11 protein-coding genes are annotated in these 12,686 nt (G+C 63.7%); 6 read left to right on the top strand and 5 right to left on the bottom strand.

Going from position 1 to position 12,686, the window contains the following annotated elements; genetic code table 11:
- Positions 1 to 157 precede the first annotated feature (157 nt).
- On the bottom strand, positions 158 to 1,414 hold the full coding sequence (locus IVB40_RS02715) for an aminopeptidase (RefSeq protein WP_027570071.1): 1,257 nt from the start codon (positions 1,412 to 1,414) through the stop codon (positions 158 to 160).
- Between the two features lie 113 nt (positions 1,415 to 1,527).
- Positions 1,528 to 2,889 (bottom strand): adenylosuccinate lyase family protein, encoded by a 1,362-nt coding sequence (locus IVB40_RS02710; protein WP_247362925.1) that lies wholly within the window; start codon positions 2,887 to 2,889, stop codon positions 1,528 to 1,530.
- Positions 2,890 to 3,309: 420 nt separating this feature from the next.
- Here IVB40_RS02710 and IVB40_RS02705 point away from each other — a divergent pair, with 420 nt between their 5' ends.
- A complete protein-coding gene (locus tag IVB40_RS02705; protein ID WP_247406028.1) occupies positions 3,310 to 4,869 on the top strand; it encodes a winged helix-turn-helix domain-containing protein in 1,560 nt (519 codons plus the stop codon).
- A 44-nt stretch (positions 4,870 to 4,913) separates the two neighbouring features.
- Here the strand turns inward: IVB40_RS02705 and IVB40_RS02700 are convergent, their stop codons facing one another.
- Positions 4,914 to 5,336 (bottom strand): GFA family protein, encoded by a 423-nt coding sequence (locus IVB40_RS02700; protein WP_027515305.1) that lies wholly within the window; start codon positions 5,334 to 5,336, stop codon positions 4,914 to 4,916.
- Between the two features lie 230 nt (positions 5,337 to 5,566).
- Positions 5,567 to 6,352 (bottom strand): methanethiol S-methyltransferase, encoded by a 786-nt coding sequence (mddA, locus tag IVB40_RS02695; RefSeq protein ID WP_027570067.1) that lies wholly within the window; start codon positions 6,350 to 6,352, stop codon positions 5,567 to 5,569.
- 134 nt (positions 6,353 to 6,486) lie between these two features.
- Here mddA and IVB40_RS02690 point away from each other — a divergent pair, with 134 nt between their 5' ends.
- Positions 6,487 to 8,037 carry a winged helix-turn-helix domain-containing tetratricopeptide repeat protein gene (locus IVB40_RS02690; protein WP_247362927.1) on the top strand — a complete coding sequence of 517 codons (1,551 nt, stop codon included), beginning with the start codon at positions 6,487 to 6,489 and terminating at the stop codon, positions 8,035 to 8,037.
- Between the two features lie 7 nt (positions 8,038 to 8,044).
- Here the strand turns inward: IVB40_RS02690 and irrA are convergent, their stop codons facing one another.
- The gene (gene irrA / locus IVB40_RS02685) at positions 8,045 to 8,527 is read right to left on the bottom strand and encodes an iron response transcriptional regulator IrrA (protein ID WP_247283207.1); all 483 of its coding nucleotides are present in this window, start codon (positions 8,525 to 8,527) and stop codon (positions 8,045 to 8,047) included.
- Between the two features lie 177 nt (positions 8,528 to 8,704).
- Here irrA and IVB40_RS02680 point away from each other — a divergent pair, with 177 nt between their 5' ends.
- The 4 genes from IVB40_RS02680 (at position 8,705) to IVB40_RS02665 (ending at position 12,684) form a co-directional block, all read left to right on the top strand.
- A complete protein-coding gene (locus IVB40_RS02680; RefSeq protein ID WP_247818025.1) occupies positions 8,705 to 9,016 on the top strand; it encodes a hypothetical protein in 312 nt (103 codons plus the stop codon).
- Between the two features lie 218 nt (positions 9,017 to 9,234).
- Positions 9,235 to 10,785 carry an ABC transporter substrate-binding protein gene (locus IVB40_RS02675; protein WP_247818024.1) on the top strand — a complete coding sequence of 517 codons (1,551 nt, stop codon included), beginning with the start codon at positions 9,235 to 9,237 and terminating at the stop codon, positions 10,783 to 10,785.
- Between the two features lie 91 nt (positions 10,786 to 10,876).
- Complete coding sequence (locus IVB40_RS02670; protein ID WP_247818023.1) at positions 10,877 to 11,848, top strand: ABC transporter permease; 972 nt, start codon at positions 10,877 to 10,879, stop codon at positions 11,846 to 11,848.
- Positions 11,845 to 12,684, top strand: coding sequence for an ABC transporter permease (locus tag IVB40_RS02665; protein WP_247818022.1), 840 nt, complete (start codon positions 11,845 to 11,847; stop codon positions 12,682 to 12,684). The genes IVB40_RS02670 and IVB40_RS02665 overlap by 4 nt, the downstream gene beginning before the upstream one ends.
- Positions 12,685 to 12,686 lie beyond the last annotated feature (2 nt).

Genomic DNA, 12,686 nt, shown 5'->3' with positions numbered 1-12,686 from the left:
CGGGCTTTGAGAATAGGAACGTGCTCGGCCCTCATGGTTCGAGACGCGCCGTGAACGGCGCTCCTCACCATGAGAGTCTAATATCTCACCGCAAGAAAAAACCTCATCCTGAGGAGCCCGCGAAGCGGGCGTCTCGAAGGATGGATAGCAAGACGCGTTACTTCGCCCATTCGCCCTTGCGAAACACCGGCACTTTGCTGCCGTCGGCCAGAATGCCGTCGATGTCGGTCTCGGCCGAGCCGATCATCCAGTCGATATGGATCAGGCTCTGGTTGCCGCCTTGCGCCGCGATCTGCTGCGGCGTGAGCTGGGCGCCGTTGACGAAGCACTTCGAATAGCACTGGCCGAGCGCGATGTGCGAGGCCGCGTTCTCGTCGAACAGCGTGTTGTAGAACAATAATCCGCTCTGCGAGATCGGCGAGGAGTGCGGCACCAGGGCCACCTCGCCGAGACGGCGCGCGCCCTCGTCGGTGTCGAGCACCTTGTTCAGTACCTCCTCGCCGCGCGAAGCCTTGGCGTCGACGATCCTGCCGTCCTCGAAGCGCACCGCGATGTTGTCGATCAGCGTGCCCTGGTAGGACAGCGGCTTCGAGCTCACAACATGGCCGTAGACGCGCCGGCAATGCGGCGTGGTGAAGACCTCTTCGGTCGGGATATTGGCGTTGCAGCTGATGCCGTTCTTGGAGAGCGAAGCACCGCCCTCCCATTCATGGCCGTCGGCGAGGCCGATCGTGAGGTCGGTGCCCGGTCCTGAATACTGGAGCGCGCGGAAACGCTGGCCGTTGAGCCAGTTGGTGCGCTCCCGCAGCACCGCGTTGTGGCTCGCCCAATTGGCCGGCGCGTCCTCGCGATCGACGCGGGACGCCGCGAAGATCGCGTCCGCGAGCTTGCCGATCGCGACCTCTTCAGGATCATTCGGAAAGACCTGCTTCGCCCAGGACGGGCTCGGATAGGCGATGATGTTCCAGTTGGTGTCGAAATTGACGATCTTTTCCAGCGCGGGCTGATAGGCCATGGAATTGGCCTTGCTGGCGCGTGCGACCTTGGATGCATCTTCGCCCGAGAGCAGCATCGGATTGTCGCCGACGATGGCGAGACGCGCGGTGTTGTTCGAGAACGCCTTGGCCATGCCCTCGTAGAGCCAGTTGGCGGCGCGATCGAAGCTGTCGTCGTGGCCGTGGCGGTAGCGCGCCAGCGTCATCTCTTCGTCGGAGAGAATGGGCGTCACGATGCCGGCGCCGGCCTTGTACGCATGCACGGCAATCCGCCGCACCAGCGGCAACGCGATCGCAGGCGCCGTCAAGAGCAGATCCTGGCCGGGCCGCAAGCCCAGGCCCACCTTCACCGCAACCTCGGCCAGCCGGTCGAGCTTCACGGGATCGATGGGAGTGGAGGTGATGCGTTGATCAGTCATGCCGAATCCTCTGCCGAACGTCTCTCGCTCAATCTAAGTCTAGCATCGCGAGACACAAGTGCGCGAGTGCCTTGCGACACCCCAAAGATACGCAGTTTCGCGCATTTTGGTTTTCAACGCGTTGCCGATTTCAGCACCCGGTCGACCATGGCGGGAGCAAGGCCGAGGTAATTTTTCGGTGATGTCAGCGCCTCGATCGTGGCACGATCGATTCTGACGGAGACGCGGGAATCGGACGACAGTGCGTCCGCCAATGTCAGACCTTTCTCATTGGCGAGCCGGCAGGCGTCATAGACCACGTCATGGGCCTCCTGCCGCCCGATCTGCGGCGCGAGCCCCATCATGACGGCTTCGGCCACGATCAGACCGCGGCTGACGGCGAGATTCTCGTTCATCTTGCTTTCGTCCACGATGAGGCCGGCGAGCGCGAACTTCGCCTGGTGCAACGCGCCAGCGGTCAGCACGAAGCTCTCGGGGATCGCCATCCATTCGGCGTGCCAGGGCCCGGTGGCGCGCTCGAAATCCTGCACCATGGCATCCAGCATGAGGCCGGCGTGCTGGCGCACCGCCTTGGACGCCGCAAGCATCAGTTCCGAGGAGATCGGGTTGCGCTTCTGAGGCATGGTCGAGGACGCGCCGCGTCCCTTGACGAAGGGCTCGTAGACCTCGGCGAATTCGGTCGAGGCCATGATCATGATGTCGAGCGCGATCTTGCCGAGCGAGCCGGTGACGAGCGCCAGGAAATTCACAGCCTCGGCAAAACCGTCGCGTGCGACGTGCCAGGTCGAGGCGGGAACGCCGAGCCTCAGTTCGGCGCAGAGCGCCTCCTGCACCTCGAACCCCTTGTCGCCGAGCGAGGCCAGCGTGCCGGCGGCACCCGCGAACTGGCCGACCAGAACGCGCGGCTTCAATTCACTGATACGCTCGGCGTGGCGATCGAACATCGCGAGCCAGATCGCGGTCTTGTAGCCGAAGGTGACTGGCAGCGCCTGCTGGAGATGGGTGCGCCCCGCCATCGGCGTGTCGCGGTAGCGCTTCGAGAGGTCGGCGAGGATCTTGCGCAAGCCCGCGATATCCTGTTCGACGATCTCGAGGCCTGCGCGCAGTTGCAGCACCACGGCGGTGTCCATGATGTCCTGCGTGGTCGCTCCCCAATGCACATAGCGGCCGGCATCGCCGCATTGCTTCACCATCTGATGCACCAGCGGCAGGATCGGATAGCCGACGACATCGGTCTCCTGCCGCAACAGGTCGAAATCCAGCGCGGCAACGTCGGTCCGCGCCGCGATCTGATCGGCCGCGTCCTGCGGAATCACCCCGCATCTCGCTTCCGCCTTCGCCAGCGCCACCTCGACCTCGGCATAGCGCGCGACCGTCGCGATATCGGAAAACACCTCCCGCATCTGCGGCGTGCCGAAGGCATCGCGGAACAGCATGGAATCGAGCACGGTGGTTGAGGCATGAAAAGCGGGCATGGGCGTTTCTTCGTGGTTGGTGTTTTGTGTGAGGGCAGCTTACGCACACGGAACTGTTCGGCAATGGACATTCACTATTCGTCAGGTATTCGATGCTGTCGCGAAGGCCAGGACAACATGGGAAGCTGCCGCACACCATTGCCTGAACACCGTCATTGCGAGGAGCCCTTGCGACGAAGCAATCCACGCTAGCTCCGCGGCGGCAGGATGGATTGCTCGCAACGCCGTGACGAAATCGCGACAATCCGGCCGAAACGGCTTTATTCTAATCCAGGTTGCATTCCTCCCCGTAAATCGCATGGCTGCCATCACGCGATCGTGGTGAACCGGACAGGCCCCTTGGCGGACTCACAGACATCAGCCGAAATCCGTTTTGCTTTCATCATTGCCCGATGTTGCCTTGAGGTCTGAGTTTTCGACGTGCAGTTTCTGTTCCGGGATCACCTGCTCGATACCGACTTGCGCGAGCTGAGCCGCGAGCAGGTTCCCGTTGCCGTGGAGCCGCAGGTGTTCGATCTCGTTGTCCACCTCATGGAGAACCGCGATCGGGTGGTCAGCAAGGACGAACTGATCGACAAGATCTGGCACGGGCGCAGCGTCTCCGAATCCACGCTGACCAGCCGGATCAATGCGGCACGCAAGGCGGTCGGAGACAGCGGCGCAAGCCAGGCGCTGATCCGCACCATCTCACGCAAAGGTTTTCGTTTCGTCGGCGACGTCGAAACCAAGCGTGGGGCAACCGCGCCGGAATCCGATTTCGGAGCGAAGCTTCTGCGGGCCCCGCTGCTGCTACCGGACCGGCCGGCGATCGCGGTGCTGCCCTTCACCAACATGAGCGGCGACCGCGAGCAGGATTATTTCTCGGACGGAATCAGCGAGGACATCATCACCGCGCTGTCGAAGCTGCGCTGGTTCTTCGTCATCGCGCGCAACTCCTCCTTCGTCTACAAAGGCCGCGCGGTGCACATGAACGAGGTCGCGCGCGAGCTCGGCGTGCGCTACGTGCTCGAAGGCAGCGTGCGGCGGAGCGGCGATCGCGTGCGTATCTCCGCGCAGCTCAACGACGTCTCGACCGGCAGCCATCTCTGGGCCGAACGTTACGACCGCGAGCTTGCCGACATCTTTGCGGTGCAGGACGAGATCACCGAGGCGATCGTCGCCGCGATCGAGCCGCAGCTCTATACCGCCGAGAGTTTTCGCGCCCAGCAGAAGCCGCCGGGAAGCCTGGATGCATGGGACCTCGTGATGCGCGCATTGTCGCATTACTGGCGCATCACCCGCGAGGACAATGCCGCCGCGCAGGGACTGCTCGAAAAGGCCGTCGCGCTCGATCCCGCCTATGGCAAGGCACTCGGCCTGCTCGCGACCAGCCACATCTTCGGCGCGCATATGGGCTGGTCCGACATGGCCCCGACCGTGCCGGTCGCCGAGCGCGCCGCGCTCGCGGCGGTGGAGGCCGATCGCGAGGATGCCTGGGCTCATCATGGTCTGGCTTATACTTATCTATTCCGTCGCCGCTTCGACGACGCGCTGGCGGAGTTCGAGCTGGCGCTGAACCTCAATCCGAATTTTGCGATGGCACACGCCTTCTACGGCGTGACGCTGTGTTACGCGGGACGATGGCAGAACGGCGATGTCGCCGCGCGCCGCGCGCTGCGGCTGAGCCCGCGCGACCCGCTCGCGGCGATCTATTGCGGCGTCGCGGCCTATGCCCGGTTCATCGGCCGCGATTACGAAGGCGCCGCACAGATGGCGCGCGAGTCGATGCGGCAGCGCGCCGATTTCGTCGGCGCGCATCGCGTGCTGACGGCCGCCGCCGGAATGTCGGGCGATCCCGCGCGCGCGGCTTCCGCCCTGGAAGGCTTGCGCCGCGCCCAACCCGGCATCTCGCTCGCCTGGATCACGCGCGAGCTGCCGATGCTGCGGGACGAGGATCGCGAGCATTATCTCGAGGGATTGCGGCGCGCGGGGATGAGGTAGCGAATCTCTCCTCTCCCCGCTTGCGGGGAGAGGAAGAAAGCGCATCACTCCTGCATCATCTCGCCGCTGCCGCCGAATTCGGCCGGGAAATCCTTGAGCTTGGGCAGGCCGTCGCGCATTGGCAGCACCGTCTCGGCGTAGTTGACGTGGACGCCGGGCGCGAAGGCGAGGGTGGGGATGGTGGCGGTGAAGACGTCGACCAGGCCGAGCGGCGGATGGTTGGTCATGAGATGGCCGCCGCACTTCTTGCAATATTTGCGCTGGCTGAGCGGCGTCTTCGCAAAGGTCTCGACATTCTGAGCACCTTCGGTGATGCGCACGGCTTCGGGCTTCCACAGGCTGAAGGCGTTCACCGGACCGCCCGACCACGAGCGGCACGAGCTGCAATGGCAATAGCCCATCGCCTCCGGCGCGCCCGTGACCTCGATCGTGACTGCGCCACAGAAGCAGTTTCCAACATGTTTCATTAGGTCGTCTCCGTTGATGATTGTTCAGATTCCTCTCCCCGCTCCTGTTTGCCGATAACTCGGCGAGAACGAATGCGGGGGTCGCGACGAGCTTTGCTCGCACTGATAGCGTCGGGATGAGGGGGATTCACCCCGAGAAACGTTGAAGGTTGCGTCCGGCAGGATCCGTTACGCGCCTCTGCGCCGCCGCGCGTCCTCCTTTCGGGGGACGCGACGAGAAGACGCGGAAGCTATACCGACTTGCGCCAGGGAATAAGCATCGACACCCGTTGTTTGTACTGCCGGTACTCGTCGCCGAAGAGATCGATGAGGTCGTGCTCCTCCAGCGCGATGCCGACGAAGATGTAGAGCGTGGTCACGGCGGCGAACAGCAGATGGCCCGCGGTCATGACTGGCGCCGCCCAGAACGCGATGATGAAGCCGAGATAGATCGGATGACGGACGAACTTGTATAGCAACGGCGTCTTGAAGCGCGGCGGCGACGCCTCCTTGCCGACGAGATGATTGGTCACCTGATGCAATCCGAACAACTCGAAGTGATTGATGATGAAGGTCGAGGTGAATACCAGGACCCAGCCCACCAGCGACAGCGTGACGATCGTCACAGCAAGATCCGGGTTCGCGACGTCCCATACGACCGTGGGCAGCGGACGCCACTGCCAGAACAGGAGGAGCAATGACAGGCTCGCAAACAGCACATAGGTGCTGCGCTCGACCGGCTTGGGGACGTACTGCGTCCACCAGGCCTTGAATTGCCGGCGCGCCATCACGCTATGCTGGACCGCAAACAGGGCCATCAGGAGCAGATTGATGATGACGGCCTCGGCCACGGGCGTGTCGGTCCCGGTGTCGATGGTCTTCGGCACCACCAGCCCCATGACGAAGCCGATGGCGTACAGAATGGTGACGAAAAACACGAGATACGCCGCAATTCCGTACAGAAATGCGATGAACTTGAAAATGCGTGAGCCCGCAACCGGGCCGATAGGATGAACCTGATGATCAATTTGGGTCATAAACAGCTCCGTTGTGCCAAAACGCCGACACTTCATTGGTCGCTGCACCATGCCGCACCGGAGGTCTCAAGACTTTCGCGGACGGTTGATTTTCGCCTGAGACGACTTTGATTTTTGCTTGAGACGACAGAAACGTGCGATTTCGCTTTGAAAACAACGTGCTCGACGGCGACCTGCGGGAACTCACCTGCAGCGGCGCCGCCGTGCCGTTGCAGCCGCAGGTGTTCGATCTCCTGCTCTATCTGGTGGCGCAGCGCACCCGTGTGGTCAGCAAGGATGACCTGATCAGCCAGATCTGGAGCGATCGGATCATCTCTGATTCCGCCCTGAACAGCCGGATCAACGCCGCGCGCAAGGCGCTCGGCGACGACGGTGCGAGCCAGCGGCTGATCAAGACCATTCCGCGCAAGGGCTTTCGTTTCGTCGGCGAAGTCCGGGAAGAAGTGGCAGCCGCGACGGCGCCTGCGCAACCCGTCGCTGTTCTGCCGCGCGCCCAGGCGGACCGTCCGGCGGTCGCGGTGCTCGCTTTCGAGAACATGAGCGGCGATCCCGCACAGGACTATTTCGGCGACGGCATCAGCGAGGACATCCTAACCGCGCTGTCGAAGCAGCGCTGGTTCATGGTGATCGCCCGCAACTCGTCCTTCACCTACAAGGGCCGCGCGGTCCACATCCGGCAGATCGCCGAGGAACTGGGCGTCCGCTACGTCGTCGAAGGCAGCGTGCGCAAGTCGGACAACCGGGTGCGCATCACCGCTCAGCTCAACGACGCCACGACCGGCAGCCATCTCTGGGCCGAACGCTACGACCGCGAGCTGGTCGACGTGTTCGCCGTGCAGGACGAAATCACCAACGCGATCGCCGCGGCGATCGAGCCGCAGATTCATGCTGCGGAAAGTTTTCGCGCCCATCGCAAGCCCCCCGCGAGCCTGGATGCCTGGGATCTCCTGATGCGGGCGCTATCGCATTACTGGCGCGTGACGCGGCGGGATCACGAGACCGCACGGGTGCTGCTGGAACGCGCGATCGGGATCGACCCGAACTACGGTCAGGCGCTGTCGGTGCTCGCGGCGAACCACATGTTCGGCGTGCATCTCGGCTGGGCCGAGCTTGCGCTGGTGGCGCCGGTGGCGGAAGTCGCCGCGCTCGCCGCGGTGCGCTGCGACCACGAGGATGCCTGGGCGCACGCCGCGCTCGGCAGCGTCTACTTCTCGACGCGAAGGCTTGCAGACGCACTGTCCGAGTTCGAGCAGGCGCTCGCGCTCAATCCGAACTTCTCGCTGGCGCAGGGCTATTACGCACTGGCGCTGTCCTATGCCGGGCGACCGAAGGATTCATTCGAGGCAGCGCAGAGGGCAATGCGGCTCTCTCCGCGCGATCCATCCCTGGCGATCTATCATGGCATCGCCGGCTATGCCCGCTTCACCGAGCGGCGCTATGGCGAGGCCATCGCGCTCGCGCGCGAGGCGATCCGCCACCGCGGCGACCTCACCGGCGCCTACCGCGTGCTGGCGGTTTCTGCCGGTATGACCGGCGACGGCATGGTTGCGGAGATGGCGCTGGGCGAGCTCCGCCGCACCCAGCCCAACATCTCGTTGCACTGGATCGCGACGCAATTGCCGTGGGCCAACGAGGCCGACCGCGAGCACTATCTGGAAGGATTTCGGCGGGCGGGCTTGCGCTAGACGATCCTCATGCCGGGTCTGCGTCGCGCTTCCGGCGCAGATGGACGACGACGTCGAGCCGCGCGATCTCGTGGCCCGGAAGCGCCCCGGGTATCCTGGTGAAGGTCAGGCGGTCGGTGACGTCGACCAGCACATCCTCGCCTTCGAGGTAGAAATGCGGATGCACGGACGTATCGGTGTCGAAGAACGACTTGATGCCGTCGGCCGCGATCCGGCGCAACAGGCCGGCTTCGGTGAACTGGTTCAGCGTGTTGTAGACGGTCGCAAGCGACAGCCGCAGATTGGCGGCCGTCGCTTCTTCATAAAGCCCCTCCGCTGTCACATGACGATGGGGGCAGAGGAACAGCATTTGACCAAGCGCCAGACGGTGGCGCGTCAGCCTGAGGCCGGCATCGCCGAGCAGTTGCGCGCAACGTGCCGACGCCTCGTCCGCGAAGGAGATGGCGATATCGTCTGAATCCGCTTCGGGTGGGGTGGAATGGACGTTCATCGCCGATGCACTCGCAGTTGACCGGGCACGCGGGGCTTCACGCGTCCTGCCATCAGATCGCAGAAGCGGCAGCCCGGCTTTGATCCCGATCAAATCCGGAACGAGCCCGCCTCTGACCTATCGCAAGGCGGCCGAGTTTATTCCCGGCCAGAATAGCCTGACATCAATGAGGCTCGCATGTCCAAGCCGGTTCCCGACAAGGCAGAGATCGCGCTCGAATATCCCGACAAGTTCTATGTCGGCACCTTCGGGCATTCATCGCGGTTCGAGGCTCGCCTCGACGGCAGCGGCGTTGCGCTGGTGCTGCTGCATCCGGGCACGGCGGACGAGCGCAAATCGGTGCACCTGCACCTCAATTTCGGCCTGCTCGCCGGAATCCTGCGCGAGCTCGCGGGCAGTGTCGCGGCCATCCCCAAGGACGACATCGCGCACCGGGAGCAACTCGCGGATGCGCTTGCCGAGTTGCAACGGGTGCTGCGGCCCTCCTGAAGCCGGGCGGCGCGGCGGCGCCGGCTTGGCCGTCAAATGCCATAACAGGACGCGCTGTACATTTTTTGTGCGAACACTGTCGAGACTTTCATCTTGCGGCGCCGAACGAGACTGTGTGAGCCTCGATCCCGGATGGGGACTGGGATGGGCCGGCCATAGCTTTGCGCGCCATGACGTGCGAAGCGTTTGCGGCTGGTCTCGCTTGAGAAAGATACGACATGTCAAAACGAGTGTTGCTTGGTGTCCTCCTGGCTTGTGGTCTCGCGGCCCCGGCGCTGGCGCAAGAGCCGAAAGCGGGTGGAGCGATCAATGCCGTGATTCAGCCCGAGCCGCCCGGCCTGATGCTGGCAATGGTCCAGAACGGCCCGGTGCAGATGGTGTCGGGCAACATTTTCGAAGGCCTGCTTCGCTACAGCCCCAAGCTCGAACCGCAGCCGGAGCTCGCCGAGAGCTGGAGTGTCGGCGAGGACGCAAAAACCTACACATTCAAGCTCAGGAAGGGCGTGACGTGGCATGACGGCAGCCCCTTCACCGCCGCCGACGTGCTGTTCTCGCTCGAGATGCTGAAACAGACCCACGCGCGCGCCCGCAACAATCTGGCACAGGTCGACAAGGTCGAGGCTCCCGACGACTACACGGTGGTGTTCACGCTGAAGCAGCCGTTCGGCCCGTTCCTCGGCATCTTCGAGGTCGGCTCGATGCCGATGGTGCCGAAGCATCTTTATGAAGGCACCGACTGGAAGACCAATCCCTACAACAACGCCCCCGTCGGCACCGGCCCCTTCATGTTCAAGGAATGGCAGAAGGGCTCATTCATCCGCCTGGTCAAGAACCCGAACTATTACGAGAAGGGCAAGCCCTATCTCGACGAGATCTACTGGCAGATCATTCCCGATGCCGCGGCGCGCTCGGTGGCGTATGAGACCGGCAAGGTCGACGTGCTGCCCGGCGGCTCGGTCGAGAATTTCGACGTGCCGCGGCTGTCCAAGCTGAAGGACACCTGCGTCACCGGCGCCGGCTGGGAGTTCTTCTCGCCGCTGGCCTGGCTGTGGCTCAACAACCGCCAGGGTCCGCTCGCCGACAAGCGGGTGCGGCAGGCGGTGATGTTTGCGATCGACCGCGACTTCGCCAAGGACGTGATCTGGAACGGGCTCGGCAAGGTCGCAACCGGCCCGTCGGCCTCGACCATCAAATACTATACCGACGACGTGCCGAAGTACCCTTACGATCCGGCCAAGGCCAAGGCGCTGCTGAAGGAAGCCGGCTACAAGGGCGAGAAGATCCGTCTTCTGCCGCTCGCCTATGGCGAGACCTGGCAGCGCTGGGGTGAAGCCGTGAAGCAGAACCTCCAGGACGTCGGCATGAACATCGAGACCATCGCCACTGACGTCGCCGGCGGCAACCAGAAGATCGGCGACTGGGACTACGACATCGCCTTCACCTATCTCTACCAGTACGGCGATCCGGCCCTCGGCGTCGGTCGCAACTACGTCTCCAGCGCCATCGCCAAGGGCCAGGTGTTCAACAACGTCGAGGGTTACTCCAACCCGGAAATCGACAAGCTGTTCGCCGACGGCGCGGTGGCGACGCCCGACTCCAAGCGCAAGGAGATCTACGAGAAGGCGCAGAAGATCCTGGTCGAGGACGTGCCGGTGGCCTGGATGCTCGAGCTGCAATTCCCGACCATCATGCGCTGCAAGATCAAGAACCTGATCACGACCGGCATCGGCGTCAATGACGGCTTCAAGGACGCATGGCTGGACAAGTGAGGGCTGCCTCCGTCACCTCTCCCCGCTCGCGGGGAGAGGTGATCGCTCCATCTCTGTCGCTCCAGGTCACGTCACCGATATGATCCTCTAGATGCTCTCCTTTGTCGCTCAGCGTGTCGCGAAGGGCGTGATCGTCCTGCTTGCGATCGTCGTCCTCAATTTCTTCCTGATCCGGCTCGCGCCCGGCGATCCCGCCGTCGTGATGGCGGGCGAGGCCGGGGCGAGCGACCAGATCTTCGTCGAGCAGCTCAGGGAGAAGTTCGGCCTGGACAAGCCGCTGCCTGAGCAGCTCTTCATCTACGTCAAGGGCATTGCTACCCTCGACCTCGGCTTCTCCTTCCGCCAGCAGGCACCGGTCGCGAAGCTGATCGGTGAGCGGCTGCCCGCGACATTGCTGCTGACGCTGACGGCGTTTGCGATCTCGCTCGTGCTCGGCGTTCTCTTCGGCACCTTCGCCGCGCGCTTTGCCGGAACCTTTCTCGACACCGCGATCACCGTCTTCGCCCTGATATTCTACGCAATGCCGATCTTCTGGGTGGCGCTGATGGGCATCCTGCTGTTTTCGGTCACCATGGATTGGCTGCCGAGCTTCGGCTACGAGACCGTCGGCGCCAACTTCACCGGCTTCGCTCATGCCGTCGATGTGGCAAAGCACCTGATCATGCCGGCGATGACGCTCGGCCTGTTCTTCATGGCGACCTACACCCGCATGACGCGCGCCTCGATGCTGGAGGTGAAGCGTCTCGACTTCGTCAAGACCGCGCGCGCCAAAGGCCTCTCCGATGCCGTGATCCAGCGTCGCCACGTCCTGCGCAACGCGCTGCTTCCCGTCGTGACGCTCGCCGGCGTCCACTCCGGCACCCTGATCGGCGGCGCCGTCATCACTGAGACCGTGTTCGCCTGGCCCGGCATCGGACGCCTGATGTACGACGCCCTGCTCCAGCGCGACTACAATCTGCTGCTCGGCGTCTTCGTGATCTGCTCCGCCATGGTCCTGATCTTCAACCTCATCACCGACCTGGTTTATCGCCTGGTCGACCCGCGCATCGAATTCACCACATGAAACAGTTCTGGAAATCGATGCTGAGGAGCCCGAGCGGCGTAATCGGGCTCATCATCCTGCTCCTTGCGATCTCGGTCGCGTTGTTTGGTCCGATGCTGTTCCCGAACTCGCCCTGGCGCATGGTGCAGCGGCCGTTCCTGCCGCCGTTCACGCTCGCGACCGTGCCGCTCGGCACCGATGCACTCGGCCGCGACGTGTTCGCGGGAATGATCTTTGGCGCACGCGTCTCGCTGCTCGTCGGCATGGTCTCCACCCTGGTGGCGCTGGTCGTCGGCGTTCCCATCGGCGCCATGGCCGGCTATTTCGGCGGCAGGGTCGACGACGCCCTGATGCGCTTCACCGAGTTCTTCCAGACCATTCCGAGCTTTGCGCTCGCGATCGTGCTGGTCGCGATCCTGCAGCCCTCGATCTATTCGATTGTCGCCTCGATCGCGCTGGTAAGCTGGCCGCCGGTCGCGCGCCTCGTCCGTGGCGAGGTGCTGTCGTTGCGCACGCGGGAGTACGTCCAGGCCGCGATGGTCGCGGGCCAGAGCAACACCTGGATCATCCTGCGCGAAATCCTGCCGAACACGTTGTCGCCGGTGATCGTGCTGGCCTCGCTGATGGTGGCGACCGCGATCCTGCTGGAATCCTCGCTGGCGTTCCTCGGCCTCGGCGATCCCAATCTGATCTCCTGGGGCTACATGGTCGGTGCCGGCCGTACGGTGATCCGCCAGGCCTGGTGGATCACCGTGTTTCCCGGCGTCGCGATCCTGATCTCGGTGCTCGGGCTCAATTTGATTGGCGAAGGCATGAACGACGCGCTCAATCCGCGGCTGTCCCGGGAGGGCCGCTGATC

It is taken from the genome of Bradyrhizobium sp. 40, from assembly GCF_023100925.1.
In the GTDB taxonomy this organism is placed as follows: domain Bacteria; phylum Pseudomonadota; class Alphaproteobacteria; order Rhizobiales; family Xanthobacteraceae; genus Bradyrhizobium.
Note: the sequence above shows the minus strand (reverse complement) of the source record. Positions and strands in the feature narration are given on the sequence as shown.

Excerpts from the sequence above, each read along its gene's own strand:
- IVB40_RS02715 (WP_027570071.1), bottom strand. The coding sequence starts at position 1,414 with ATGACTGATCAACGCATCACCTCCACTCCCATCGATCCCGTGAAGCTC.
- IVB40_RS02710 (WP_247362925.1), bottom strand. The coding sequence starts at position 2,889 with ATGCCCGCTTTTCATGCCTCAACCACCGTGCTCGATTCCATGCTGTTC.
- IVB40_RS02700 (WP_027515305.1), bottom strand. The coding sequence starts at position 5,336 with ATGAAACATGTTGGAAACTGCTTCTGTGGCGCAGTCACGATCGAGGTC.
- mddA (WP_027570067.1), bottom strand. The coding sequence starts at position 6,352 with ATGACCCAAATTGATCATCAGGTTCATCCTATCGGCCCGGTTGCGGGC.
- irrA (WP_247283207.1), bottom strand. The coding sequence starts at position 8,527 with ATGAACGTCCATTCCACCCCACCCGAAGCGGATTCAGACGATATCGCC.
- IVB40_RS02680 (WP_247818025.1), top strand. The coding sequence starts at position 8,705 with ATGTCCAAGCCGGTTCCCGACAAGGCAGAGATCGCGCTCGAATATCCC.
- IVB40_RS02675 (WP_247818024.1), top strand. The coding sequence starts at position 9,235 with ATGTCAAAACGAGTGTTGCTTGGTGTCCTCCTGGCTTGTGGTCTCGCG.
- IVB40_RS02670 (WP_247818023.1), top strand. The coding sequence starts at position 10,877 with ATGCTCTCCTTTGTCGCTCAGCGTGTCGCGAAGGGCGTGATCGTCCTG.
- IVB40_RS02665 (WP_247818022.1), top strand. The coding sequence starts at position 11,845 with ATGAAACAGTTCTGGAAATCGATGCTGAGGAGCCCGAGCGGCGTAATC.